The 24,139-nt window shown below is 62.3% G+C and carries 25 protein-coding genes; 12 read left to right on the forward strand and 13 right to left on the reverse strand.

Annotated elements, in window-relative coordinates:
- Nucleotide 1 precedes the first annotated feature (1 nt).
- Nucleotides 2-1,009 (reverse strand): cytochrome d ubiquinol oxidase subunit II, encoded by a 1,008-nt coding sequence (cydB, locus tag ACYQ47_RS26565; protein WP_250465205.1) that lies wholly within the window; start codon nucleotides 1,007-1,009, stop codon nucleotides 2-4.
- A gap of 20 nt (nucleotides 1,010-1,029) precedes the next feature.
- The gene (locus ACYQ47_RS26570; RefSeq protein WP_459907719.1) at nucleotides 1,030-2,490 is read right to left on the reverse strand and encodes a cytochrome ubiquinol oxidase subunit I; all 1,461 of its coding nucleotides are present in this window, start codon (nucleotides 2,488-2,490) and stop codon (nucleotides 1,030-1,032) included.
- A 221-nt stretch (nucleotides 2,491-2,711) separates the two neighbouring features.
- Between ACYQ47_RS26570 and sugE the strand changes: the two genes are divergently transcribed.
- From sugE to ACYQ47_RS26600, 6 genes are all read left to right on the forward strand, one after another.
- Nucleotides 2,712-3,032 carry a quaternary ammonium compound efflux SMR transporter SugE gene (sugE, locus tag ACYQ47_RS26575; protein ID WP_309843626.1) on the forward strand — a complete coding sequence of 107 codons (321 nt, stop codon included), beginning with the start codon at nucleotides 2,712-2,714 and terminating at the stop codon, nucleotides 3,030-3,032.
- 324 nt (nucleotides 3,033-3,356) lie between these two features.
- On the forward strand, nucleotides 3,357-3,995 hold the full coding sequence (locus tag ACYQ47_RS26580; RefSeq protein WP_244825650.1) for a DUF4126 domain-containing protein: 639 nt from the start codon (nucleotides 3,357-3,359) through the stop codon (nucleotides 3,993-3,995).
- Nucleotides 3,996-4,105: 110 nt separating this feature from the next.
- Entirely contained in the window at nucleotides 4,106-6,595 is a 2,490-nt protein-coding gene (locus tag ACYQ47_RS26585; protein WP_459909329.1) for an ABC transporter permease, read from the forward strand.
- A gap of 21 nt (nucleotides 6,596-6,616) precedes the next feature.
- Nucleotides 6,617-7,039, forward strand: coding sequence for a group II truncated hemoglobin (locus ACYQ47_RS26590; protein WP_244825648.1), 423 nt, complete (start codon nucleotides 6,617-6,619; stop codon nucleotides 7,037-7,039).
- A 96-nt stretch (nucleotides 7,040-7,135) separates the two neighbouring features.
- Nucleotides 7,136-7,867: an alanyl-tRNA editing protein gene (locus ACYQ47_RS26595; protein WP_244825647.1), complete on the forward strand. Its 732-nt coding sequence runs from the start codon at nucleotides 7,136-7,138 to the stop codon at nucleotides 7,865-7,867.
- Entirely contained in the window at nucleotides 7,864-8,463 is a 600-nt protein-coding gene (locus tag ACYQ47_RS26600) for a DUF924 family protein (protein WP_459907723.1), read from the forward strand. The genes ACYQ47_RS26595 and ACYQ47_RS26600 overlap by 4 nt, the downstream gene beginning before the upstream one ends.
- 421 nt (nucleotides 8,464-8,884) lie before the next feature.
- On the opposite strand, the gene ACYQ47_RS26605 is transcribed toward ACYQ47_RS26600, so the two are convergent.
- The 10 genes from ACYQ47_RS26605 to ACYQ47_RS26650 all read right to left on the reverse strand — a co-directional run bounded on the left by ACYQ47_RS26605 (nucleotide 8,885) and on the right by ACYQ47_RS26650 (nucleotide 16,089).
- Nucleotides 8,885-9,631: an SDR family oxidoreductase gene (locus ACYQ47_RS26605; RefSeq protein WP_459907725.1), complete on the reverse strand. Its 747-nt coding sequence runs from the start codon at nucleotides 9,629-9,631 to the stop codon at nucleotides 8,885-8,887.
- Between the two features lie 22 nt (nucleotides 9,632-9,653).
- Nucleotides 9,654-10,238: an LOG family protein gene (locus ACYQ47_RS26610; protein ID WP_250465199.1), complete on the reverse strand. Its 585-nt coding sequence runs from the start codon at nucleotides 10,236-10,238 to the stop codon at nucleotides 9,654-9,656.
- On the reverse strand, nucleotides 10,238-10,978 hold the full coding sequence (locus ACYQ47_RS26615) for a TetR/AcrR family transcriptional regulator (protein WP_244825640.1): 741 nt from the start codon (nucleotides 10,976-10,978) through the stop codon (nucleotides 10,238-10,240). Before ACYQ47_RS26615 ends, ACYQ47_RS26610 begins: the two co-directional genes overlap by 1 nt.
- Before the next feature lie 146 nt (nucleotides 10,979-11,124).
- Nucleotides 11,125-11,667: a diacylglycerol kinase gene (locus ACYQ47_RS26620; RefSeq protein ID WP_459907728.1), complete on the reverse strand. Its 543-nt coding sequence runs from the start codon at nucleotides 11,665-11,667 to the stop codon at nucleotides 11,125-11,127.
- A complete protein-coding gene (locus tag ACYQ47_RS26625; RefSeq protein ID WP_309843613.1) occupies nucleotides 11,664-12,695 on the reverse strand; it encodes a glycosyltransferase family 4 protein in 1,032 nt (343 codons plus the stop codon). The genes ACYQ47_RS26620 and ACYQ47_RS26625 overlap by 4 nt, the downstream gene beginning before the upstream one ends.
- A 28-nt stretch (nucleotides 12,696-12,723) precedes the next feature.
- Complete coding sequence (locus ACYQ47_RS26630; protein WP_459907731.1) at nucleotides 12,724-13,650, reverse strand: UDP-2,3-diacylglucosamine diphosphatase; 927 nt, start codon at nucleotides 13,648-13,650, stop codon at nucleotides 12,724-12,726.
- A gap of 79 nt (nucleotides 13,651-13,729) precedes the next feature.
- Complete coding sequence (locus tag ACYQ47_RS26635; RefSeq protein WP_309843608.1) at nucleotides 13,730-14,254, reverse strand: RDD family protein; 525 nt, start codon at nucleotides 14,252-14,254, stop codon at nucleotides 13,730-13,732.
- Entirely contained in the window at nucleotides 14,251-15,018 is a 768-nt protein-coding gene (locus ACYQ47_RS26640) for a DUF3106 domain-containing protein (protein ID WP_244825634.1), read from the reverse strand. The genes ACYQ47_RS26635 and ACYQ47_RS26640 overlap by 4 nt, the downstream gene beginning before the upstream one ends.
- A 52-nt stretch (nucleotides 15,019-15,070) precedes the next feature.
- The gene (locus ACYQ47_RS26645; protein ID WP_459907734.1) at nucleotides 15,071-15,529 is read right to left on the reverse strand and encodes a DUF3619 family protein; all 459 of its coding nucleotides are present in this window, start codon (nucleotides 15,527-15,529) and stop codon (nucleotides 15,071-15,073) included.
- Nucleotides 15,526-16,089 (reverse strand): RNA polymerase sigma factor, encoded by a 564-nt coding sequence (locus ACYQ47_RS26650; RefSeq protein ID WP_244825631.1) that lies wholly within the window; start codon nucleotides 16,087-16,089, stop codon nucleotides 15,526-15,528. The genes ACYQ47_RS26645 and ACYQ47_RS26650 overlap by 4 nt, the downstream gene beginning before the upstream one ends.
- A gap of 388 nt (nucleotides 16,090-16,477) precedes the next feature.
- On the opposite strand from ACYQ47_RS26650, the gene ACYQ47_RS26655 reads away from it, so the two are divergent.
- The 5 genes from ACYQ47_RS26655 (at nucleotide 16,478) to pssA (ending at nucleotide 21,657) form a co-directional block, all read left to right on the forward strand.
- The gene (locus ACYQ47_RS26655; protein ID WP_244825629.1) at nucleotides 16,478-18,241 is read left to right on the forward strand and encodes an acetolactate synthase 3 catalytic subunit; all 1,764 of its coding nucleotides are present in this window, start codon (nucleotides 16,478-16,480) and stop codon (nucleotides 18,239-18,241) included.
- Between the two features lie 107 nt (nucleotides 18,242-18,348).
- Entirely contained in the window at nucleotides 18,349-18,840 is a 492-nt protein-coding gene (ilvN, locus tag ACYQ47_RS26660; RefSeq protein ID WP_035939651.1) for an acetolactate synthase small subunit, read from the forward strand.
- 61 nt (nucleotides 18,841-18,901) lie between these two features.
- Nucleotides 18,902-19,918 (forward strand): ketol-acid reductoisomerase, encoded by a 1,017-nt coding sequence (gene ilvC, locus ACYQ47_RS26665; protein WP_244825627.1) that lies wholly within the window; start codon nucleotides 18,902-18,904, stop codon nucleotides 19,916-19,918.
- 213 nt (nucleotides 19,919-20,131) lie between these two features.
- The gene (locus tag ACYQ47_RS26670; RefSeq protein ID WP_244825625.1) at nucleotides 20,132-20,776 is read left to right on the forward strand and encodes a phosphatidylserine decarboxylase; all 645 of its coding nucleotides are present in this window, start codon (nucleotides 20,132-20,134) and stop codon (nucleotides 20,774-20,776) included.
- A gap of 14 nt (nucleotides 20,777-20,790) precedes the next feature.
- Nucleotides 20,791-21,657 carry a CDP-diacylglycerol--serine O-phosphatidyltransferase gene (gene pssA, locus ACYQ47_RS26675; protein WP_244825623.1) on the forward strand — a complete coding sequence of 289 codons (867 nt, stop codon included), beginning with the start codon at nucleotides 20,791-20,793 and terminating at the stop codon, nucleotides 21,655-21,657.
- Between the two features lie 146 nt (nucleotides 21,658-21,803).
- Here the strand turns inward: pssA and ACYQ47_RS26680 are convergent, their stop codons facing one another.
- The gene (locus ACYQ47_RS26680; RefSeq protein WP_244825622.1) at nucleotides 21,804-22,553 is read right to left on the reverse strand and encodes a glycine zipper 2TM domain-containing protein; all 750 of its coding nucleotides are present in this window, start codon (nucleotides 22,551-22,553) and stop codon (nucleotides 21,804-21,806) included.
- Between the two features lie 795 nt (nucleotides 22,554-23,348).
- On the opposite strand from ACYQ47_RS26680, the gene ACYQ47_RS26685 reads away from it, so the two are divergent.
- Nucleotides 23,349-24,134, forward strand: a complete 786-nt coding sequence (locus ACYQ47_RS26685; RefSeq protein WP_459907739.1) for a phosphate acyltransferase — start codon at nucleotides 23,349-23,351, stop codon at nucleotides 24,132-24,134.
- Nucleotides 24,135-24,139: the final 5 nt, after the last annotated feature.

Genomic DNA, 24,139 nt, shown 5'->3' on the forward strand with positions numbered 1-24,139 from the left:
GCTATTGCGTGTGATAGCCGAGATCGCCGCGCACCTTGCCGCGAAACACCCAGTAAGACCAGATCACGTAGATGATGATGACAGGCAGCAAGAACATCGTGCCGATCAGCAGAAACTGATGCGATAACGGTGCGGCCGATGCGTCCCACAGCGTCACCGAAGGCGGCGCAATGAACGGCCACAGGCTGATCACGAGCCCGGTGAACGCGAGGAAGAAGAGGCCCACGGAGCACAGAAAGGGCAGCACTTCGCGGCCTTTTTGCAAGCTCGACCACAACGTCCACGCAAGGAGCGCGGTCAACACCGGCACGGGCGTGAACGCGAAGCTCTGCGGAAAGCCGAACCAGCGCGCCGCGATGCGCGCATCTTTCAGCGGTGTCCACAGGCTGATCAGCAAGATGAACGCGATCACGCCGAGCAGCGCATGACGCGCCATCTTGCGACCCCACGCCTGCAACTCGCCTTCGGTCTTGAGCACGAGCCAGGTCGAGCCCTGCAACGCATAGCCGAAGATCAGCCCGACGCCGACGAGTAGCGGAAACGGCGCCACCCAGTTCCAGCTCGTGCCGGCGTACTGCCGGCCGTGGATCGGAAAGCCCTGGATGAACATGCCGAGCACCGTGCCTTGCGCGAAGGTCGCGACGAGCGAGCCGTAGCCGAACGCGCCATCCCACAGCCATCGGCGCGCGCCCTCGACCTCGCGGAATTCGAACGCGACGCCGCGAAAGATCAGCCCGAGCAGCATGAAGAGAATCGGAAAGTAGACCGCCGGCACGATGATCGCGAAGGCCAGCGGGAACACCGCGAACAGGCCGCCGCCGCCGAGGATCAGCCAGGTTTCGTTGAAGTCCCACACCGGCGCGACGGAGTGGATCATCAAGTTGCGTTCGTCGGGATCGCGGCGCAGCAGGAACAGCATGCCGACGCCCAGATCGAAGCCGTCGAGCAGCACGTACATGAACACGGCCAGCGCGAGGATGGCGGCCCACAAAGGCACGAGATCGAGCATCGCGGTCTCCTGTTGACTTGTTATGGGCGATGCGGCGGGACGACGTCGTCGCGATTCGCCGTGCGCGCGCCGCCGTCGCCGCCTGCCGTGATCGCCGATACCGCCGACAGCGGCCGCGCCGCGCGCGTCTTCGTATCGAGCGATTCGTTCTCATGGTCACGCGACGCGTCGGTCGGCCCAATGCGCACGAGCCGCCGCAACAGCACGAAGCCCGCGCCGAAGATCACGAGATAAGCCAGCATGTAGAGCGCCCAGGACAGGCCGACGTCGGCGGTGGTGAGCGAGGGCGTGACGGAATCGCGCGTGCGCAGGATGCCATACACCGTCCACGGCTGACGGCCCGCTTCGGTGGTGGTCCAGCCCGCGATCACCGCGATGAAGCCGAGCGGCATGGCGAACGTCGCGCAACGCAGCCAGCGCGTGCTTTGTTCCAGCTTGCCGCGCGCGAACAGCACGATGCCCGACAGCACGAGCGCGAACATCAGCAGCGCGATCCCGACCATGATGTGAAAGGCGAAAAACACCACGGCGACAGGCGGGCGGTCTTCGCGCGGAAAGTCCTTCAGCCCGCGCACGACTCCGTTCGGATCGTGCGTGAGGTAAAGGCTGCCGAGCACGGGAATCGAAATCTCGAAGCGGTTGCGCTCTTCCTTTTCGTCGGGAATGGAGAAGAGATTCGCGGGCACGCGCGAGCCGGTTTCCCACAGACCTTCCATCGCCGCGAGCTTGGCGGGCTGATATTTGAGCGTGTTCAGACCGTGCGAATCGCCGATCACCATCTGGATCGGCACCATGATGATGAGAAAGATCAGCGACATCTTGAGCATCACGCGACTTTCCTCGACAGCGCGTTTTTGCCGCAGATACATGGCGCCGACGCCGAGAATGACGAAGCCCGTCGTGACGAGGAACGCGCTCACCGTATGCCCGAGCCGGTACGGAAACGACGGCGTGAAGATCACGTCGAAGAAGCTCACCACTTCGAAGCGGCCGTCCGGCAACATGCGATGCCCTTGCGGCGTCTGCATCCAGCTATTGACGGCGAGAATCCAGAACGACGAGATGACCGTGCCCGCCGCGACGAAAATCGCGGACATGACGTGCGCCCATTGCGGCACGAGCTTGCGTCCGAACAGGAGCACGCCGAGAAACGCCGATTCGAGGAAGAACGCCGTCAGCACTTCGTAGCCCATCAGCGGGCCGACGACGTTGGCGGTGGCGTCAGAGAAACGGCTCCAGTTGGTGCCGAACTGAAACGGCATGACGATGCCCGACACCACGCCCATGCCGAACGACACCGCGAAGACTTTCAGCCAGAACGCGGACAGGCGCCGGTAGACATCGCGCTTGGTGATCCACCAGTTGAATTCGAGCGTCGCGATGAAGCACGACAGGCCGACCGTGAACGCGGGCAGCAGTATGTGGAACGCGACGACCCAGGCGAACTGGAAACGTGAAAGCAGGACCGAATCGACATCCATGAGCGCTCCTTTTGTGTTTCTGTAAAGGGCGGGGCGAAGGGTGCACGGTCGCACACTGGTGGCGCGCGCTCCATTAATACACGGTTTTCCATCGCTCGGCACGAGGAGCGAAAGCCTTGCTGCACCAAATCGGTATAATTACGGTCTGCTTTCGCCGCGTGGACGACCGCGCGCGCTTCTTGTTACCGGGGACGGCCCCGTTCCTTCGAGGAAGTCACCTCATGTCCTGGATTCTTCTTTTTATCGCCGGTTTGCTCGAAGTGGCATGGGCCGCCGGGCTCAAGTCATCGGAAGGCTTTACGCGGCTCTGGCCGTCGGTGTTCACGCTGGTGACGGCCATCGGCAGCTTCGTCTTGCTTGCCATGGCCATGCGCCAGTTGCCGCTCGGCACCGCTTACGCTGTTTGGACGGGAATCGGCGCGGTCGGCGCGTTTATTTTCGGCATCGTGTTTCTGGGCGAGGCGTTGACGGCGGCGCGTATCGGCAGCGCGGCGCTGATCGTCGCGGGGCTTGTCGGACTCAAGCTCTCGTCCGGGCATTGACGCGCTGTTGCACCGGCGCCACCGCAATGGTCGCCGGTGCGAGCGGCAGCGCACTTCGGGCGGCATTCGCCGGATGCCTTGCTGCACCGTTTCCTTTTGCATGGATATAATGGTCTGAAGGCATTTCCGATTTTCAGCAATCTCCGATTGCAGATAACATCACTCGGCGAGCCGCACCGTTTTATCTTTCCGCCTGCGTCACGAGGCTTTTTTCGATATCCTCGTTGATATGGGCGGCTTCTTCCGGCATCCGGGCTGGAAAGAAGCGACGTTCAGACCGGCGCACACGGTTGGCCGGGTTGCTGGCGCACCAAGGAGGCGGCAATGCTTGAGTCACTTTCGCTCGCTGCGGGCCTGTCATGGGCGAGCGGGTTGCGCCTGTATCTCACGGTCTTCATCGCGGGTCTGTTTGAACGCATCGGTCTCATCCATCTTCCTGATTCGCTCGCGGTGCTCGGTTCGCCGTGGGTGATCGGCGTGGCGGCGGTGCTCGCCGTCGTCGAATTTCTCGCCGACAAGATTCCCGCGCTCGATTCGCTGTGGGACGCCATTCACACGTTCATCCGCATTCCGGCGGGCGCCGTGCTTGCCGCCGGCACGCTCGGTCATGCCGATCCGGCCATGCTCACCATCGCGGCGCTGGCGGGCGGAACGCTTGCCGGCGCCTCGCATTTCGCCAAGGCGGGCACGCGCGCGCTGATCAATCTCTCGCCCGAACCGGTGTCGAACTGGGCGGCATCCGCGACGGAAGACATCGGCGTGCTGCTCGGCATCACGCTCGCGCTCTTCGTGCCGGTGCTGTTCCTCGTCATGCTGATTGCGTTCCTGGTCATCGCCGGTTGGGCGCTGCCGCGCCTCGTGCGCGGCGTGCACGGCGGAATATCGCGCATGGCCAAGCACATGCTGCCCGGCAGCGGCGCGCCGCAAACGTCGATCACGAGCCTGCGGAGCAAGCACGATTGAGCACCGCGGCGCGCAACGACTCCACTCCCTCCAAGGCCGCGCTCAAAGCCGACCGCACGCATCCTCCTGTCCGGCTCGATTTTCTGCAGACCGCGCGTCAGGCGTGGCGCATGACCGCGCGCGACTGGCGCGCGGGCGAGCTCACCATGCTGCTGCTCGCGCTGGTGCTGGCGGTGGCGGCGCTGTCGAGCGTCGGTTTTCTCTCCGACCGCATGCGTCAAGGGCTCGTGCGCGACGGCCGTCAGATGATCGCGGCGGACTTCGTCGTGCGCTCGGATCATCCCGTCGATGCGATGTTCACCGACCAAGCCAGGTCGCTCGGCCTTGAAACCGCCGGGACCACGATCTTCCCGAGCATGATCAGCTCGACCGCGGCGCAGCCCGCCTCGCGGCTCGCGGCGATCAAGGGCGTGACGCAAGGTTATCCGCTGCGTGGCGCGCTGCGTATCGCGTCCGCGCCCGGCAAGCCCGACGCGCCCGTCAACGGCATTCCCGCGCCCGGCACCGTCTGGGTCGATGCCTCCCTGCTCGATGCGCTGAAAACGCAGCCCGGCGGCACGATGAAGGTCGGCACGCGCACGTTCAAGGTGGCGGGCATCATCACGCGCGAGATGGATCGCGGCTTTTCCTTCGTCAACTTCTCGCCGCGCCTCATGATGCGCGCCGATGAAATCGCCGCCACGGGATTGCTCGGCTACGGCAGCCGCGTGACTTACCGCTTGCTGGTCGCGGGACCGGATGCGCAGATCGAGCGCTTCGCGCAATTCGCCCGCGATAAGACCGACGGCGGCAAATTGCGCGGCGTCGGACTCGAATCGCTGTCGGACGGGCAGCCGCAAGTGCGGCAGACCATCGATCGCGCGAGCCACTTTCTCACGCTCGTTTCGCTGCTGACGGCGATGCTCGCGGCGGTAGCCATCGCCATGGCCGCGCATCGTTTTGCGCGGCGGCATCTCGACGGCTGCGCCACCATGCGTTGCCTGGGCGTCAGTCAGCGCACGCTGCGCGCGTTGTTTCTGAACGAATTCCTGGCGATCGGCGTGATCGGCAGCGCGCTTGGCGTCGTGCTCGGTTTCGGCGGCCATCTCGTGCTGCTGAACTGGCTGGGCTCGCTCGTCGATGTCGATTTGCCGCAGCCCTCCGTCTGGCCCGCGCTGCAAGGCATCGCGATGGGCCTCGTGCTGCTGCTCGGCTTCGCCCTGCCGCCGCTTTTGCCGCTCACGCGCGTGCCGCCTGTGCATGTGATCCGCCGTGAACTCGGCGATGCAAACCGCGTCGCTTATGCGGCCTACGGCGTAGGCGTCGTGCTGTTCGCGGCGTTGCTCATCGTCGCGGCGGGCGAGTTGAAGCTCGGCGGCATCGTCGCGGGCGGATTCGCGGCCGGCCTCCTGATCTTCGGCGTGATCGCGCGCGCGGCGTTGTGGGCGGCGGCGCGCTTCGTGCGGCGGGAAAAGAGCCGCGCGGGCGTGGGCTGGCGTTATGCGCTGGCGTCGCTCGAACGGCGCAGCGGCGCGAGCGCGTTGCAGATCACGGCGCTTGGCATCGGCCTCATGTGTTTGTTGCTGATAGCGATGACGCGCGACGACCTCATCAAGGGCTGGCGCGCCGCCACGCCGCCGGATGCGCCCAACGAGTTTCTCATCGACATCCAGCCGGATCAGCGCGAAGGCGTGCTCGCGTATCTGCATGGGCATGGCCAACCCGATGCCGCGCTCTCGCCGATGGTGCGCGCGCGTCTCGTCGCCATCAATGGCAAGGCGGTGAATCCGGACAGCTACGACAAGCCGGATGCAAAACGGCTCGTCGATCGCGAATTCAATCTTTCTTACACCACCGAATTGCCGGGCGATAACCGCGTGACGCAGGGCACGTGGTTCGGCAAGAACGCGCAGCCGGCGGTGTCGATAGAAGAGGGCATCGCGAAGACCATTCGCGTGAAGATGGGCGACACGCTGCGTTTCGATGTCGCCGGCATGCCGGTCGAGGCGCCGGTGACGAGCGTGCGCAAGGTCGACTGGAATTCGTTCAAGGTCAACTTTTTCGTGCTGATGCCGCCCGAGACGCTGGCCGACCTTCCCGCGACGTTCATCACGAGTTTTCATCTGCCGCCGGAACAGGCGCGCACCATCGACGGCCTCGTCGCCGCCTATCCGAACGTGACCGCCATCGATACCGCGCCGATCCTCGCGCAGATTCAGCGCACGCTCGACCAGGTGATCGGCGCGGTGCAGTTCCTGTTCATCTTCACGCTCGCGGCCGGCGTGCTGGTGCTCTACGCGGCGCTTGCCGGCACGCGCGACGAACGCATGCGCGAGTCGGCACTGTTGCGGGCTTTGGGCGCATCGCATCGGCAGATTCGTTCGGTGCAGGTCGCCGAGTTCGTCGCGGTCGGCGCGTTGTCCGGCCTGATGGCGGCGCTCGGTGCGCAGGGCATCGGTTACGTGCTTGCATCGCGCGTGTTCGAGTTTCATATCGAGTTCAACCCGTGGCTCGTGCCGGTTGGCATCGTCGCGGGCGTTGCTTGCGCGGCGCTCGGCGGCTGGATGAGCCTGCGGCGCGTGCTGGCGCGTCCGGCCTTGCAATCGCTGCGCGACGCCTGAGTTTTCTGTTGTCCAAAAGCAATGAGCGAAGTCAATTCCCAACCTTCCGACGATGAAGTCCAAAAGCCCACGCCGTTCGAACTGATCGGCGGCGAGGAACGTCTGCGCGCGATGGTCGATCGCTTTTACGATCTGATGGACCTCGAACCTGAATTCGCGGGCTTGCGCGCGCTGCATCCGCCGACACTCGACAACTCCCGCGACAAGACCTTCTGGTTTCTGTGCGGCTGGATGGGCGGACCGGATCACTACATCAGCCGCTTCGGCCATCCGCGTTTGCGGGCGCGGCATATGCCGTTCGCCATTGCAACGGCCGAGCGCGATCAATGGTTGCGCTGCATGGCGTGGGCGATGCAGGACATCGGCCTCGACGAGCCTTTGCGCGAGCGCCTTCTCACCTCTTTCTTCGATACCGCCGACTGGATGCGCAACCGGCCCGGCTGATTCGCGCGCTTTTGTATCGGTCCAAGGCAGCGGCGCGTGCGGCATGATCTGCGGAACGGCTTTTTGCCGCCCCACGAAACATTGCAAGGACAAGACATGAGCACACGCGCACTCTTTCGCGAGGACGCTTATCGCACGCAGTGCGAGGCGAGCGTCACGGCTATCGACGAAATGGGCATTCACCTCGATCAAACCGTGTTTTATCCGCTCGGCGGCGGCCAGGCCGGCGATGCGGGCACGCTGACGCTTGCCGACGGCACGAAGATCGTCATCGCCGACACGCGCAAGGCGAAGTTCGAAGGCGCCACGCCCGACGACGCCGTGCATGTGCCCGCGCCCGGCCAGGAAGAAGCGCTTTCGCTTTTGAAGGTTGGCGACAGAGTGAGCGCGGAGATCGACTGGGAGCGGCGGTATCGGCATATGCGGCTGCATACGGCGAGTCATCTGATGTGCGCGGTACTGCCGTATCCGGTGGATGGATGCAGCATCACGAGAGACTATGCGCGCCTCGACTTCGCGACGGTCGAGCCTATCGAACGTGAGCGCGTGGAAGCGCGTCTGGCGGAACTGATCGGCGGCGCGCACGACGTGAATACCGAATGGATCACCGACGACGAGATGACCGCGCGCCCTGAACTCGTCCGCACGATGAGCGTGAAGCCGCCGATGGGCCTTGGCCGCGTGCGCCTGTTGCGCATCGAAAACGTGGATTTGCAGCCATGCGGCGGCACGCATGTGCGTAATACGGGCGAGATCGGCGGCTTGCGGATTGCGAAGCTGGAGAAGAAGAGCGCGCGCACGCGGCGACTGGTGCTGGAGCTGGTTTGAAGGCGCGAGCGGAAGCACTCGATTCGCGCGCGAGCGCGATACTCGAATTCTGGTTCGGCGCGGTCGGCTCGCCTGAGGCCGGAACGGAACGCAAGCTGTGGTGGAAAAAGAAGCCTGCCTTCGATGCGCAGATCAGCGAGCGTTTCGGCGCCGTGCTCGAAGAAGCGCAGTCGGGCGGTTTGCGCGAATGGGAGCGCACGCCTTCGGGTGCGCTTGCGCTGATCGTGCTGCTCGACCAGTTTTCGCGCAATTGTTATCGGCATACGCCGCGCGCGTTTGCGGGCGACGAGCGTGCGCTGGCGTTGGCGAAAGCGCTGGTCGATTCCGGCGATGATTTGCGCTTGGCCGATGCATACCATCGTGCGTTTGCGTATATGCCATTCGAGCATGACGAGAGGATGGAGAGCCAGCTTCGCGCGGTTGAATTGTTTGGGAAATTAGAGCAAGAAGAGGGCGTGACGAGCTTCCATGAATCGGCGATGAAGCATGCGGAAATCATCGAACGATTCGGGCGCTTTCCGCATCGCAACCGAATTTTGGGCAGGCCGACGACGAAGGAAGAAGAAACGTGGCTGATGACACGCGGCGGCTTTTAGAGGGAGGCGAACCCGATGATTGCGCGCAGCGAGTCAGAAAGGCGTGGCTTGGAGGTCCGAAGAGCACTAAGACCGGTAATCAATGTGAGTGCTCGAGTAGAACTGCGCAAAGACAAGGCTTCGATCAGCGGGCCGCAAAGAGGTCATCAGCCGCGAAGAGGTGACAAAAAAAATTCGCAGACAACGGCCCATTGCAGGGCAAGCGCTCGAAGAGAATCTTGAGCTGCGAACGACTACAAGCGTGAGAAAGGGGGAGTGCTCAAAGGGTTTGTGGTAAATAGCGGGGAACCAGTTATGCTTCAGGAGCCGGTTCCTAAGCTGCTTTCTTTGGTGACTTTCTTTGCAGCAGCAAAGAAAGTTACCCCTCCGCCGGGGAGGCGGCTACTGAACAAAACGCAGCAAAAGAAAAAAAGAAAGCACCTCACCGCCCACCGGCGACATCGATCAAAGCCCCGGTGACATAAGAAGCGGCATCGGAGAGCAGCCAGACGATAGCCTCGCCGACTTCATCGGCGGACCCGGCGCGCCCGATAGGCGTCTGCCCACCCAGCACCTGAGCCCGATCGGGCTTACCACCACTAGCGTGAATCTCGGTCTCGATGAGACCGGGCCGAATGGCATTGACCCTCACCCCTTCGCGCCCGAGCTCTTTGGAAAGCCCGATGGTGAGTGTATCGATAGCCCCTTTGGAAGCCGCATAATCGACATACTCCCCCGGGCCGCCCAATCTGGCGGCCGCCGAAGAAACATTCACGAGCGACCCGCCCTTGCCACCACGCGAAGTGGAAAGCCGCCGCGCCGCTTCACGAGCGCAAAGAAACGCGCCGAGCACATTGGTATCGAAAATACGTTTCATGCGCTCGATATCCATGTCCGCGAGCATGGAGCCAGGCGCGACGATGCCCGCGTTATTCACCACGCCATCGAGCTTGCCGAACGCCTTCTCGGTGGCATCGAACATCGCGATGATCGCCGCCTCTTCGCACACGTCGCCCTGAATGGCGATCGCCTTGCCGCCAGCGGCTTGCACCGCGGCGACGGTTTCATCGGCGGCACTGGCGTTATTCGCATAGTTCACGCCGACCGACCAGCCGCGCGCGCCCGCGAGCAGCGCTGCCGAGCGGCCGATGCCGCGGCTCGCGCCCGTAATCAGGATGACTTTGGACATCGTGTCGACCGTTAGGAATGGATCAAACCGCGTCGCGCTTTTCGTTCCACTTGTCGAGCGTGCGGGGCGTGTAGTGCTGCAGCTTCGTGATCATCTCGCCGGGCTCGCGCGCAATCTGTATGAGCTCTAGATACTGCTCGCGCATGAAGCCTTCGTCGACGGTATGGCGCAACATGGCCATGAGCGGGTCGTAATAGCCGTTCACGTCCAGCAGGCCAACAGGCTTCTGATGATAACCAAGCTGCGCCCACGTGAACACTTCGAAAAATTCCTCGAAAGTGCCGACACCACCGGGCATCGCGACGAACGCGTCCGCGAGATCGGCCATGCGCTTCTTGCGCTCGTGCATGTCGGGCACGACGATCAGTTCCGTGAGGTCCGTATGGCCCACTTCCTTCGCAAGCAGCAACTCTGGAATGACGCCGATTGCGCGTCCGCCGGCGGCGAGCACTTCATCGGCGATCAGGCCCATCAAACCGACGCGGCCGCCGCCATACACGAGCGAGAGGTCGGCCTCGACGAGCGCGCGGCCGAACGCCTTGGCCGCCTCGGCATACACAGGGCGGGCTCCGCTGGCGGAGCCGCAATAGACACAAACAGCCTTCATTATCGGGAATCCTTCGGTGTTACGTTCTTCGGCGCGCCCGGCGGCGCTTCCTCGCGCGGCGGCAGGAAGTCGGCGTACTGGCGCTTCGGCAGTTTACCGGACACGAGGTCGTCGAAGAGCTGGCGCGATCGTCCGCGAAGATACGGCGCCATGATCGAAATGATATGCAGACTCGCCTGATGCAACTCCGTGCGGATCGCTTCCTGATCGTTGTACTTGCGCGGGTTCATCACGTACTGGTACGAAAGCCAGTAGGTCGAGATCACGCCCATGTTGGTCGCGATGACTTCGATCTCCGCAGGCGTCGCGACCATTTCTTGATCGGCGACGAGCGCTTCGCATAGCTGGCTGGCAAAGCGCACCTTGTGCGTGATGATCTGCTTGAAGTGCGTTTCGAGCGTGCGATTGCGCGCGAGCAGATCGTTCAGATCGCGATAGAGAAAGCGATACGCCCACAGGAAATCGGCCATGTACTGTAAGTACGACCACATTTCATCTATGGTCGGACGATGATCGTCCGGGAACTTCAGGCGCTTCTGAATCTGCTGCTCGAATTGCGCGAAGATGCTGTTGATGATGTCGTCTTTGTTCCGGAAATGGTAGTACAGATTACCTGGACTAATTTCCATTTCCTCGGCGATCGTCGTGGTGGTGACGTTCGGCTCGCCGATATCGTTGAACAACTTCAGCGACAGCTCGAGAATCCGTTCGCGGGTACGGCGGGGAGGTTTGGCTTCCATGTCGTCCGACCTTGGCTTCCGGTGGCGGCGCTCGAAACTCCAAAACGTTCGCGCGACCGGTTTCCGTTGCTATTTTTGAGAATGTCGGACGATTATAAACCGGTCGTTCTGGGCGACAGTTCTGCGTTTCAGGTGACATTCATCTTTTATGGGATACGAGCGAGCCAATTCGACACGACCGGCCAGAGAATCAACGCCCACGTAATGAGGCAAACGCCGAGCGCGACCATCACGGCCGCGCTGCCGAAATCCTTCGCGCGCTTCGAGAGTTCGTGACGTTCGAGCGAGATGCGGTCGATAGCCGCTTCCACGCTCGAATTGAGCAATTCGACGATCAGCACGAGCAGCACGGATGCGATCAGCGCCGCGCGCTCGACGGGCGCCACCGGCACGAAAAGACTGCATGGCAGAAGAATCGCGGCGAGCGTGAGTTCTTGGCGAAACGCGCTTTCCTCGCGAATGGCGACGCGAAAACCGTTGAGCGAGTTCTTCATCGCGTGCCAGGCGCGCGTGAAGCCGCGATTACCCTTATACGGGTTGAAGGGCAGCGGCGCGAGCGGATCGTCGGGACCTAGCGGTTCGTTTTCCTCATTGGCTTCGACGTCGCCATCGCGCTTGGACTCGAGCGGACGAGGCGCCGCACGGGCGTGAGCTTCGGCGCGTTGCTCGGCGAGCCTCTTTTGCGTCATGCGGCCGCCCGGTCGATGCTCGGCGCGCGTGGTTCGACCTGGCGCAAATGCGAGGCGAACTGCTCGGAGGCCGCGCGCCACGAGAAACGCTCGGCCCACGCGCGGGCATCGGCGCGTTCGATCTTGAGCGCTTGCAGACAGGCTTCGTGCAGATCTTCATGGAGCGCGCCGGGACCGTGTTCACCTAGCACGTCGATTGGACCCGTGACCGGATACGCGGCGACCGGCGTGCCGCAGGCCATCGCTTCGAGCAGCACGAGGCCGAAGGTATCGGTGCGGCTCGGGAACACGAAGACATCGGCGGCGGCGTAGACCTTCGCCAGTTCCGTCTGCGAAAGCACGCCGAGATAGTTGACGTTCGTATAGCGCGACTTCAGCTCCGCGAGCGCCGGTCCTTCGCCCGCGACCCACTTCGAGCCGGGCAGATCGAGCTTCAGAAACGCTTCCACGTTCTTTTCCACGGCCACCCGCCCGACGTACAGAAAGATGGGCCGCGCGGTGTTGAGCACCTTCGAGTCCATCGGATGAAAGATGTCCAGATCGACGCCACGCGTCCACAGCACGACGTTGGTGAAGCCGTACTGTTCCAGGTCATGCTTGACGACCGGAGTAGGCGCCATCACCGCCTGCGAATGCCGATGAAACCAGTGCAGAAACCGATAAGTCATGGCGAGCGGAATGCCGAAGCGCGCTTTCACGTACTCGGGAAAACGCGTGTGATAAGCGGTCGTGAACGGCAGTTTGTGACGCAGCGCATAGGCACGCGCCGACATGCCGAGCGGGCCTTCGGTCGCGATATGCAGCGCGTCCGGCGCGAATTCGTCGATACGCTTCGCCACGTGCCGGCCCGGCATCAATGATAGGCGAATCTCGGGATAAGTCGGACACGGAATGGTTTTGAACTCGAGCGGCGTGAGCAATTCCACGCGATGCCCGAGGCCCGTGAGTTCGCGGCTCGTCTGCGTGAGCGTGCGCACGACGCCATTGACCTGCGGCTCCCATGCATCGGTGACGATCATGATTTTCATCGGATTTCGGCTCGGGTGAGAGTACGGTTCAGACGGTGGCGCGCACGCGGTTCGGTTGCGCTTCCGGGGAGTGCATGACGGTCCAGTAGACGATCTTCAGTTCGCCGTCTTGGGTCTCGACGAGCGCGGAGAGACTCTCCACCCAGTCGCCGTCGTTGCAATAGAGAATGCCGTCGATATCGCGTATCTCGGCCTTGTGGATATGCCCGCACACCACGCCATCGCAGCCGCGGCGGCGAGCTTCGTCGGTCATGACCCGTTCGAACTGCGAAATGAAGTTGACCGCGTTTTTGACCTGATGCTTGAGATACTGCGAGAGCGACCAGTAGTCGAAGCCGAGCTTCGTGCGCACGCGATTGAACCAGCGGTTGAGCAGCAGGATCATCGTGTAGGCGGTGTCGCCGAGATAGGCGAGCCATTTCGCGTGCTGGATCACGCCGTCGAAGAGATCGCCGTGCACGATCCAAAGACGCTTGCCCGCGAGCGTCGTATGGAAGGCTTCGCCGCGCACGTGGATGTCGCCGAACGCGAGATCGCAGTACTGGCGCGCGGCTTCGTCGTGATTGCCGGGGATATAGACGACTTGCGTGCCCTTGCGCGCCTTGCGCAGGATTTTCTGAATGACGTCGTTGTGCGCCTGCGGCCAGAACCAGCCTTTCTTCAGTTGCCAGCCATCGATGATGTCGCCGACGAGATACAGGTACTCCGACTCGTTGTGGCGCAGAAAATCGAGCAGATAGGGCGCCTGGCAGCCGCCGGAGCCCAAATGGATGTCCGACAGCCAGATCGCGCGATAGCGTTGAGGCGCACTGGAGGATTCGCTGTCGTCGTCGGCGCCCGGGTTCGCCGGCAGCGGCAGGGCGGCTTCATGCGTCGCGCCGCGCAGATCGGCGCTCCGAAAACGATAAGCGGAAGACGCTTCGATTGCCTGCGTGACGGTCGAGTGGAAGGTCATGGGCTCGCGTATCGGGTTTCGATATGCGCATTGCGCCATGCGGCCGTGACCGAGCCGTGACAGTCACGAGAAGTTCTTATTACTTGTAGGGAGTCGGCGCCGTGATGATGCGCGTGCCAGCCAGGCGATCGTGCAGAAACTGCCGCGCCGGATCGAGCCGGACGGCGGCCGCCCACAGCGCGATCCAGGCCGCGAACACGGCGAGCGTCTGCGGCACGGCGAGCCCGAGCAGCGGATGCAGCGCGAGCGGCGGCAGGAACCACAGCCAAGCGAGCGCGTAGCGCGCGAGAGCCCGGCCAGGCGTGACGGGCTCACCGTGGGCATCGACCAATTTGAGGCGCCAGGTTTTCATTGGCAGCGTCTGGCCGCCGTGGGTCCAGAACCACACGAAATACGCGGCGAGCACGAGACCGATCCACGTCATCAGCCAGTTGTGATGCGTAAGGCCGTTTTTCTGCTGAGTGAGCGTGCTGAACAAATATCCGGAGATGAACACCACGCCGAACAGAATGACGCCTTCGTAGACCATCGTCGCGAGCCGGCGGCGCAGCGTGGGCGCGTGGAGCGGCGAGAGAGGCGTGGTGGTGGAAGCGGACGCGCTCATGAGCCGTTGTACATGGAAGGCGCTTGCTGCGGGGAGACGGGAATCGGCGTTGCCGGCACGACGCTCGCGGCGTTGGGAATCGCGGGCGTGGCGGGCGAGGCGGTTGAGGTGGAAGAAGGCGATGCAGCCGGCGCACCGGAGCCGCCTTCGGCATGTCCCGCGCCGTGGCCTTGCTCGCGCGCGGCCACGAGCCGGTTGATGTCCTTCACTTCGCTCTTGCCGGTCGGCGGCGCGCTAACGACCGTGGGACGGCGCGTGCGCTCGGTGGCGGCGAGCTTTTTCTTCTGCTCTTCGGAAAGCTTCTGGTAAGCATCCCACGCCTTTTCGCGATTCTCCGGCGCGACGGACTTTGAAACCTGATAGTTCTCGCGCGCGACTTTGCGCTGGTCCGGCGTCATGCGCGTCCATTCCTCCATGCGCTGATGCAGACGCTTTTGCGCCTCGGGCGACATGCGGTGATAGCGCGATGCGATCTTCAGCCACTTTTGCTTGCGCTCTTCGCTGAAGGAATCCCATTGCGTGGAGAACGGCGCGAGCGCGACGTGCTGCGCTTCGGTGAGGCGATTCCACGAGAGCGGACTGCCGGAAGAGAGCGCCGACAGCGAAAGGCCGGAATCGGCGCCCGAACTTGCGCCGTTGGGCGCGGCGGCGGTCGAGAGCAAGGCGGCGGTGGCCGGGTAAAAGCGCGGATAAGTCGCGGCGAATGCGACCAGACTCGCAATCGCGCAACTAAAGACAATCGCGAGACCGCGCTTGTAACTCACCCGAAAACTCCCCGCCAGGATTGATGTCAGTTGAAAGATTCGACAATACGCGTCAGTGATTACGCGTCAAATATGCGTTGAAGCCGTGATCGAGATAGGCGTCGAGCGGCAAGCTGTCGGAGAGCATGGCCGCGTCGATGTCGGCGAGTTCGGCACGGCGCTCCTGATCTTCCCAGTAAGCGATGCCAGCCAGACCGATAGCCAGCGCGCACACCGGCCATACGAGGCCGAAGCCGCCGAGCCGCGCGAACAGGCCCTTCGGCCCTTGCGTCTTGGAGCCGTCGTGACCCGCGCCGCCCGCCGAGAGGCTCGCGCCTGCTCCGGCCAAAGCCGGCGTGAACGCGGGCGCGGTCATGGCGACCTTCTCCGGCTTCTTGCGCGCGATAGCAGCCCGGCGCGCCTCGGCGAGCCGGTCGACCGCGGCGGCCGGAATAGTCGATGTACTTTCGTCCAGCGCGCGAACTACCTTCAGCGCGAACTCGTTTTCCTTTGAATCAAGAACGGAACTCATAGCGTGATCCCTTTGGCTTTCAGGGCGTGCGCGAGGGCGTGCGTGGCGCGTGAACAATGCGTTTTGACGCTGCCCTCGGAGCAGCCCATGGCGGCGGCCGTCTCTGCGACATCCATATCTTCCCAGTAACGCATGAGAAAGGCTTCTCGTTGACGTGCCGGCAATTTCTGGATTTCCGCGTCGATCAGGTTGAGTACCTGTTCGCGTTCCAGTTTGTTCTCGCTGCTCTCGCTGCCGAGTGCGCCGTCTTGTGATTCGAAGGATTCGAGCGGGTCGAACTCGTCGTCGTCCGCGTTTCCGAAGGACGAAAAGAGGCTGACCCACGTGTTCCGCACCTTCTGGCGACGGAAATAGTCGTGCGTCGCATTCTGGAGGATACGCTGGAAAAGCAGCGGAAGCTCGGAAGGCGGCTTGTCACCGTATTTTTCCGCCAGTTTGATCATGGCGTCCTGCACGATGTCCAGCGCCGCGTCGTCGTCGCGGACGGTGTACACGGTCTGTTTGAACGCGCGTCGTTCGACGCCCGCCAGGAAATCGGCAAGTTCCTTGTCTGATGCCATCCGTTGGGAGCCCGGCGCAACGAATTTGCGTCGAAAGGGATCGTGGGTTCTAGGAAAACCTGCGGATGCTAGCAAATTTTCGCCACGCCGGGAGGATTTGGGACGATTTGTTGCCCGATTTACGTACTCGCTGCTCCAAGCGTCAAACGTTGTGCTAAATCTGAGCTTTTTCCGAAAAGCGTCGGATCGGAGATTTCCGAAACTTTTTTCTTGACCCGTTGCGCGCGCCGGGCTACATTTTCCGACTCGCATCATAAAGTGAAATGTCTGCTTTGAGGCGAGCCCAAGAAGCACGCCAGTCAATTCAAGACGCGCCGCTTGAACCCGAGCCACAAGCCCGGCAGAGAGCACCCGATCAATTTTTTGCCGAAAATTCGAAAGGTGATGAATGAACATGCCCAGCGCGGAATTCTCCACGTCGGATACGACTCCCCCTCACGAAGCTGACTCCATCGGCGGCACCGTGCTCATGCGCGCGCTCGCTGACGAGAAGGTCGAGTTCATTTGGGGCTATCCCGGCGGCTCGGTACTCTACATCTACGACGAGCTGTACAAGCAGGACCAGATCCAGCACATTCTCGTGCGCCACGAACAGGCCGCCGTGCACGCCGCCGACGCCTATGCGCGCTCGACCGGCAACGTGGGCGTGTGCCTCGTGACTTCCGGCCCCGGCGTCACCAATGCGGTGACGGGTATTGCCACGGCCTATATGGACTCCATTCCGCTCGTCATCATCAGCGGGCAGGTTCCGACCGCGGCCATCGGCCTCGACGCGTTCCAGGAGTGCGACACCGTCGGCATCACGCGGCCCTGCGTCAAGCACAACTTCCTCGTGAAGGACGTGCGCGATCTCGCCGCCACCGTCAAGAAAGCGTTCTACATTGCCCGCACGGGTCGTCCCGGTCCGGTGCTGATCGACATTCCGAAGGACGTGTCGAAGGCGCCGTGCAAGTACGAACCGCTGAAGAGCGTGTCGCTGCGTTCGTATAACCCGGTGACGAAGGGCCACTCCGGCCAGATCCGCAAGGCGGTGCAACTGCTGCTTTCGGCCAAGCGCCCGTATATCTATACCGGCGGCGGCATCATTCTCGCGGATGCATCGCGCGAACTGAACCAATTCGCCGATTTGCTGGGCTATCCGGTCACCAACACGCTGATGGGTCTGGGCGGTTACCGCGCGAGCGACAAGAAATTCCTCGGCATGCTCGGCATGCATGGCACGTACGAAGCCAACATGGCCATGCAGAATTGCGACGTGCTGATCGCCATTGGCGCGCGCTTCGACGACCGCGTGATCGGCGACCCGGCGCACTTCGCATCGTCGCCGCGCAAGATCATCCACATCGACATCGATCCTTCGTCCATTTCCAAGCGCGTGAAGGTGGACATTCCCATCGTCGGCGACGTGAAGGAAGTGTTGAAGGAGCTGATCGAGCAGTTGCAGACGGCGGAACACGGCCCGGACACGCAGGCGCTCAAGTCGTGGTGGGACCAGATCGAAGGCTGGCGCTCGAAAGACTGCCTCGCTTACGACCGCAAAAGCGAGATCATCAAGCCGCAATATGTCGTCCAGAAGCTGCATGAACTGACCGACGGCAACGCCTTCGTCTGTTCGGATGTCGGCCAGCATCAGATGTGGGCCGCGCAGTTCTATCCGTTCAACAAGCCGCGCCGCTGGATCAACTCGGGCGGTCTCGGCACCATGGGCTTCGGCTTGCCGGCAGCCATGGGCGTGAAGATGGCCTTTCCCGACGAGGAAGTGGTCTGCATCACGGGCGAAGGCTCCATCCAGATGTGCATTCAGGAGCTCTCGACGTGCAAGCAGTACAACACGCCCGTCAAGATCATCTCGCTCAACAACCGCTATCTCGGCATGGTGCGCCAGTGGCAGCAGATCGAATACAAGAAGCGCTATTCCAGTTCCTACATGGACGCGCTGCCTGACTTCGTGAAGCTCGCCGAAGCGTATGGGCATGTCGGCATTCGCGTCGAAAAGACCGCGGACGTCGAGCCGGCGCTGAAGGAAGCGCTGCGCCTGAAAGATCGCACCGTATTTCTCGACTTCCAGACCGATCCCACCGAAAACGTATTTCCCATGGTGCAAGCAGGCAAGGGCATCACGGAAATGCTGCTCGGCTCGGAAGATCTATAACGCGGCTTTGACTCGCGAGGCCCGGGCGCACCCGTCTTCACAAAGGGCGAGCGCCGCGCACGGGTTTTTCGAAGCAGACGCCAACTGGATAAACCTCGGGAAAAGACATGAAACACATCATCTCCGTACTGCTGGAAAACGAACCGGGCGCGTTATCGCGTGTCGTCGGGCTCTTTTCCGCGCGCGGCTACAACATTGAAACGCTGACGGTGGCGCCGACCGAAGACAGTTCGCTGTCGCGGCTGACCATCGTCTCGATTGGCTCGGACGACGTGATCGAACAGATCACGAAGCACCTGAACCGCCTGATCGAGGTGGTGAAAGTGGTCGACCTGACAGAGGGCGCCCACATCGAGCGCGAGCTGATGCTCATCAAGGTAAGAGCGGTCGGCAAGGAACGCGAAGAGATGAAGCGCATGGCGGATATCTTCCGCGGCCGCATCATCGACGTGACCGAAAAGACCTACACGATGGAACTGACGGGCGCATCCGACAAACTCGACGCGTTCATTCAGGGGCTCGACGCCACGGCCATTCTGGAAACGGTTCGCACGGGCAGTTCCGGCATCGGCCGGGGCGAGCGCATTCTGAAGGTTTAAACCTACACTCATTTCGACTAGTTTTCTCTGCCTGCGCGGAGACAGACCTCAAGGAACCACCATGAAAGTTTTCTACGACAAAGACGCCGACCTCTCCCTCATCAAGGGCAAGCAAGTCACCATCATCGGTTATGGCTCGCAAGGCCATGCGCACGCGCTGAACCTGAAGGAAAGCGGCGTGAACGTGACGGTCGGCCTGCGTAAAGGCGGTGCTTCGTGGAGCAAGGCCGAGAACGCGGGCCTCAAGGTCAAGGAAGTGGCCGAAGCCGTGAAGGGCGCGGATGTCGTCATGATGCTGCTGCCCGACGAGCAGATCGCCGAAGTCTACAAGAACGAAGTCCACGCCAATGCCAAGGAAGGCGCGGCGCTGGCGTTCGCGCACGGCTTCAACGTGCATTACGGCCAGGTGATCCCGCGCGCGGATCTGGACGTCATCATGATCGCGCCGAAGGCGCCGGGCCACACCGTGCGCAATACGTATCAGCAAGGCGGCGGTGTGCCCCACCTGATCGCGGTGGCACAAGACAAGTCGGGTTCGGCCCGCGACGTGGCGCTGTCGTATGCGGCGGCCAACGGCGGCGGACGTGCCGGCATCATCGAAACGAACTTCCGCGAAGAAACTGAAACCGACCTGTTCGGCGAGCAAGCCGTGCTGTGCGGCGGCACGGTGGACCTGATCAAGGCTGGTTTCGAAACGCTGGTGGAAGCGGGCTACGCGCCGGAAATGGCGTACTTCGAGTGCCTGCACGAGCTGAAGCTGATCGTCGACCTGATCTATGAAGGCGGTATCGCCAACATGAACTACTCGATCTCGAACAACGCCGAGTATGGCGAGTACGTAACGGGTCCGCGCATCGTCACGGAAGAGACGAAGAAGGCGATGAAGGCCGTGCTGAAAGACATCCAGACCGGCGAATACGCGAAGAGCTTCATCATCGAAAACCGCGCTGGCGCGCCGACGCTGCAATCGCGTCGCCGTCTGACGGCCGAGCATCAGATCGAGCAGGTCGGCGAGAAGCTGCGCGCCATGATGCCGTGGATCGCGAAGAACAAGCTGGTCGATCAGTCGAAGAACTAAGTCTTGCTTCGAGGGGTTCGTAACTTGCCCCTTCTCCGTTTGCGTGGAGATAGACCGCGTTTCCGAGGGGCCTGCTGCTTGCGCCATTTTCTCCGCATGCGTGGAGATCGATGTTTGCAGCACGTTTCTTGCTGAAACTAAAGCCGTCCGGATGCCCTGTGCTCCGGGCGGCTTTTGCTATCCTACGGTTTTAATAAAACATCGAACTCGTTCATGAACTATCCTCATCCGATCATTGCCCGCGAAGGCTGGCCGTTCATCGCCATCGCGGCCGTCGTTGCGATTCTCGTGCAGGCGCTCGGCGGCTTCGGCTTCGCCTGGATTTTCTGGCTGATCGTGATCTTCGTCGTCCAGTTTTTTCGCGACCCGCCGCGTCCCATTCCCGCGCAGGCCAACGCCGTGCTGTGTCCGGCCGACGGGCGCATTGTCGCGGTCGAAACTGCGCACGATCCGTATGCGGGCCGTGAGGCGCTCAAGATCAGCGTGTTCATGAACGTTTTCAACGTGCATTCGCAGCGTTCGCCGGTCGATGGCGCCATCAGCAAGGTTCAGTACTTCCCGGGCGCGTATCTGAATGCGGCAGTCGAGAAGGCATCGACGGAGAACGAGCGCAATGCCATCGTCCTGCAGACGGCGAGCGGTCATACCGTGACGTCGGTGCAGATCGCGGGTCTCATCGCACGACGTATTCTCTGTTATGTGCATGTGGGCGAGCCGCTCACGCGCGGTCAGCGCTATGGCTTCATTCGTTTCGGTTCGCGCGTCGACGTGTATCTGCCGATTGGTAGCCGTCCGCGTGTCTCGATTGGCGAGAAAGTGTCCGCATCATCGACGATCCTCGCCGAGTTCGCGGAATAACGCCGGGGGTTTCGATGGCGGCATTCAAACCGCGCCGTAACCGTATGAACGGCGCGACTCCGCGCGCCTTCCGGCGCAACAAGGCCGCGCAGGACGTCGGTGCCGTGGAAACGCGGCGCGCCAAACGGCAGCAGTTCCTGCGCAAACGCGGCATTTATCTCCTGCCTAACGCGTTCACCACGGCGGCGCTTTTTTGCGGCTTCTTCGCTGTCGTCCAGGCGATGAACGTTCGCTTCGAGATCGCGGCCATCGCCATTTTCGTCGCGATGGTGCTCGATGGCATGGACGGACGCGTCGCGCGCATGACGCACACGCAGAGCGCGTTCGGCGAGCAATTCGACAGTCTTTCGGACATGGTGTCGTTCGGGGTCGCGCCGGCGCTCGTCATGTATGAATGGGTTTTGAAGGATCTCGGCCGTTGGGGCTGGCTCGCGGCCTTCGTGTATTGCTCCGGCGCGGCGTTGCGGCTTGCGCGCTTCAATACGAACGTGGGCGTGGTCGACAAGCGCTATTTCCAGGGCTTGCCGAGTCCGGCCGCGGCTGCGTTGATCGCGGGCTTCGTGTGGCTCGCGACCGATAACCGCGTGCCGCTCAAGCTCGTGTGGCTGCCGTGGGTGGCCTTTGCACTTACTGTCTATGCGGGCGTGACGATGGTATCGAACGCGCCGTTCTACAGCGGCAAGGCGCTGGATGTGCGGTATCGCGTGCCATTCGCGGGCGTGTTGCTCGTCGTGGTGGCGTTCGTGTTGGTGTCGTCCGATCCGCCGGTCATGCTGTTTTGCCTCTTCGTTCTGTACGGCTTTTCGGGCTACGTCTGGTGGGGCTATATGGCGATACGCGGGCGGCCGAACCCGGCGCGTAGCTCGCAGCGGGATGGTTAAGGGGCATCACTGTCATCGTGAGAAAAAGAAAAGGCGGCGATTTGAAAGATCGCCGCCTTTTTGCTTACCGACAGTGTCCAAGGACAAACAGCGCGCGCGGATATTGTCGCGAGTCGACGCGACTAGTGCAGGTGTTCGCGGACGGCTCAACCCGCCACTAACGTGCCGTTCTGCACACGTACGCGTTGACCTTCGCCGAACGGCGGTTGCTGCTTATACGTGAAGTAGCGCGTCTTGCCGTTTTCCATCCGCACGCGCACCGAATAGTCCGTCTCGCTGCGAACGTGTTTCTCGACCGAATTGCCTGCCAGACCGCCGCCAAGCGCGCCCAGGAGCGTCATTGCGGTACGTCCGCCACCACGGCCGAACTGGTTGCCGACGACGCCACCCGCCACCGCGCCGCCCACCGCACCGATGCCGGTACCGTGTCCTTCCTGACGAACGGCGGAGATGGCTTCAACCGTCCCGCAGGTCGAGCAATAAGCCGGATGCGCGGGAGGCTGTTGTGCATACGACGGTTGCTGAACAGGCGGCTGTTGCTGAGCTTGCTGCTGGGCCGCCCGTTGCTGCGCGGCTTGTTCCGCGGCTTGCTGTTGAGCGGCTTGTTGCTGCGCTGCCTGCTGTTGTGCTTGTTGCGCCGCTTGCTGCTGTGCGGCTTGTTGCGCAGCGCTGGGTTGCTGCTGCGCGACGGCTGCCGCCTGCGTCTGCGCCGTATCCGCCGAATTGCTCGATGCGCGCGGGAAGATTCCCGTCATCGCAGCCGTGGCCACGAGACTCGCGACGATCACCGCGCCCGCCGCCGTGGCGATGAGCGGATGCAGACGCCGTTGTGGCGGTTGACCATTGCCTGTCGAGGGCGAAGTGGCCGGCGTAAATTTACTGTTCCCGTTATCCATTTTTGGACCTCCGTACCGAGGCTTTGGAAGCGCAGATGCGCTGACTATAAGCGGCATACTGCCGATGCCGTCTGTGCAATACGATTTTCGGGGAAACCCGGATTTCGTGCTTAAGCGGTTGTAACAAATGCTCGACCGCTAGGCACAAAGTGGAAAGCACAAATAATGCCAAACGTGATCCGCCTTGTCCGAAGGCGATTTGACGCGACGAAGACCCGCTCGACCTTTACCAGGAGTTACAAAAAGATGATGCCTCGGGCAAAAACGGCTGGAAATAAGCTGATCGTCAGCGGAGCGTTTCTCGCGCGCACGCGCCGCCACTTCTTGAACGGTCTCTTGTTCCCGCGTTGCGCCTCACAGAAAGAGAAAGTCTTCGCGTAACGCGTGGAATGCCATTGCCGTAACCGCCCGGCAAAACGCTAAATCGCTTGCAACACGACGACGCAAGAAGCCCCATCGACATAACCAATCGTCGATGCCGTTTCGCGTTTATTCGCCATGCTGATCGTTTCAGAGATGCGCGTCGGCCGTTCTCTAACCGAGTGTGTTCCGGCGAATTCGCGCAGCGTATGCTGACCCAGCCGCGCGAAGGTAGACGCGAGGATCGATGCCTCCCGTCGATTACGAGACCCGCACAGAGAGACGCTCCGTGGCCACGATCCGGCACGGCGAGAAGCGGCAGCACGATCGAACGTGGCAGCGGCGCGAAGCAGTCACACGACGCGCATCGATGCCGGTGCTCGACTCATCGTGTATCGCCAAGCGCCAGCAGTTCACGCCAATCGAGGGCATGAAATGGAATTCAAACGCGAAAAATACGAGCGGCTGCTCGCTTTCGCCAGCACTTTGCCGCCGCTGCCGACCGCGGTCGCTCATCCATGCGATCACGACTCTCTGTCTTCCATCATCGAAGCGGCGCGGCTCGGGCTCGTCGCGCCGATTCTCGTGGCCTCGCGCAGCAAACTCGAAGCGGTCGCCAGCGAGTGCAATCTCGATCTCGGCGATCTACCCATCATCGACGTTCCGCACAGCCACGCGGCGGCGGAAGTCGCGGTGCAGCTCGTGCATGAAGGGCGCGCGGAAGCGCTGATGAAAGGCTCGCTGCACACCGACGAACTGATGGGCGCGGTGGTCACGCGTAACGGCTTGCGCACCGGGCGGCGCGTGAGCCACTGTTTCGTGATGGATGTTCCCGGCCGCGAAAACGCCCTGATCATCACCGATGCCGCCGCGCTCTGCAAGATGGCCGATCGACAACAGATCACGGGCGGCATTCTCGACGGCCCGCTCGCGCTCGACAACGCAATCAGCGAGGAAGCCGCAAGGATCAAGGGGATCGAATCACCGGTGGCGGGGCGCGCGAACGTGCTCGTCGTGCCGGACCTCGAATCCGGAAACCTGCTGGCAAAGAGCTTGTCGTTTCTCGCCGGCGCGGATGCAGCGGGCATCGTGCTGGGCGCGAAGGTGCCGATCATCCTGACGAGCCGTGCGGATTCGATCATGACGCGGCTCGCATCATGCGCAGTGGCCTCGCTCGTGGCGCTCGCGCGGCGCGAGAATCCTTCGGCCGCGATCGTCTAGAGGGA

This window comes from Caballeronia sp. HLA56, assembly GCF_054655155.1.

Excerpts from the sequence above, each read along its gene's own strand:
- cydB (WP_250465205.1), bottom strand. The coding sequence starts at position 1,009 with ATGCTCGATCTCGTGCCTTTGTGGGCCGCCATCCTCGCGCTGGCCGTG.
- ACYQ47_RS26570 (WP_459907719.1), bottom strand. The coding sequence starts at position 2,490 with ATGGATGTCGATTCGGTCCTGCTTTCACGTTTCCAGTTCGCCTGGGTC.
- sugE (WP_309843626.1), top strand. The coding sequence starts at position 2,712 with ATGTCCTGGATTCTTCTTTTTATCGCCGGTTTGCTCGAAGTGGCATGG.
- ACYQ47_RS26580 (WP_244825650.1), top strand. The coding sequence starts at position 3,357 with ATGCTTGAGTCACTTTCGCTCGCTGCGGGCCTGTCATGGGCGAGCGGG.
- ACYQ47_RS26585 (WP_459909329.1), top strand. The coding sequence starts at position 4,106 with ATGACCGCGCGCGACTGGCGCGCGGGCGAGCTCACCATGCTGCTGCTC.
- ACYQ47_RS26590 (WP_244825648.1), top strand. The coding sequence starts at position 6,617 with ATGAGCGAAGTCAATTCCCAACCTTCCGACGATGAAGTCCAAAAGCCC.
- ACYQ47_RS26595 (WP_244825647.1), top strand. The coding sequence starts at position 7,136 with ATGAGCACACGCGCACTCTTTCGCGAGGACGCTTATCGCACGCAGTGC.
- ACYQ47_RS26605 (WP_459907725.1), bottom strand. The coding sequence starts at position 9,631 with ATGTCCAAAGTCATCCTGATTACGGGCGCGAGCCGCGGCATCGGCCGC.
- ACYQ47_RS26610 (WP_250465199.1), bottom strand. The coding sequence starts at position 10,238 with ATGAAGGCTGTTTGTGTCTATTGCGGCTCCGCCAGCGGAGCCCGCCCT.
- ACYQ47_RS26615 (WP_244825640.1), bottom strand. The coding sequence starts at position 10,978 with ATGGAAGCCAAACCTCCCCGCCGTACCCGCGAACGGATTCTCGAGCTG.
- ACYQ47_RS26620 (WP_459907728.1), bottom strand. The coding sequence starts at position 11,667 with ATGACGCAAAAGAGGCTCGCCGAGCAACGCGCCGAAGCTCACGCCCGT.
- ACYQ47_RS26625 (WP_309843613.1), bottom strand. The coding sequence starts at position 12,695 with ATGAAAATCATGATCGTCACCGATGCATGGGAGCCGCAGGTCAATGGC.
- ACYQ47_RS26630 (WP_459907731.1), bottom strand. The coding sequence starts at position 13,650 with ATGACCTTCCACTCGACCGTCACGCAGGCAATCGAAGCGTCTTCCGCT.
- ACYQ47_RS26635 (WP_309843608.1), bottom strand. The coding sequence starts at position 14,254 with ATGAGCGCGTCCGCTTCCACCACCACGCCTCTCTCGCCGCTCCACGCG.
- ACYQ47_RS26645 (WP_459907734.1), bottom strand. The coding sequence starts at position 15,529 with ATGAGTTCCGTTCTTGATTCAAAGGAAAACGAGTTCGCGCTGAAGGTA.
- ACYQ47_RS26650 (WP_244825631.1), bottom strand. The coding sequence starts at position 16,089 with ATGGCATCAGACAAGGAACTTGCCGATTTCCTGGCGGGCGTCGAACGA.
- ACYQ47_RS26655 (WP_244825629.1), top strand. The coding sequence starts at position 16,478 with ATGAACATGCCCAGCGCGGAATTCTCCACGTCGGATACGACTCCCCCT.
- ilvN (WP_035939651.1), top strand. The coding sequence starts at position 18,349 with ATGAAACACATCATCTCCGTACTGCTGGAAAACGAACCGGGCGCGTTA.
- ilvC (WP_244825627.1), top strand. The coding sequence starts at position 18,902 with ATGAAAGTTTTCTACGACAAAGACGCCGACCTCTCCCTCATCAAGGGC.
- ACYQ47_RS26670 (WP_244825625.1), top strand. The coding sequence starts at position 20,132 with ATGAACTATCCTCATCCGATCATTGCCCGCGAAGGCTGGCCGTTCATC.
- pssA (WP_244825623.1), top strand. The coding sequence starts at position 20,791 with ATGGCGGCATTCAAACCGCGCCGTAACCGTATGAACGGCGCGACTCCG.
- ACYQ47_RS26680 (WP_244825622.1), bottom strand. The coding sequence starts at position 22,553 with ATGGATAACGGGAACAGTAAATTTACGCCGGCCACTTCGCCCTCGACA.
- ACYQ47_RS26685 (WP_459907739.1), top strand. The coding sequence starts at position 23,349 with ATGGAATTCAAACGCGAAAAATACGAGCGGCTGCTCGCTTTCGCCAGC.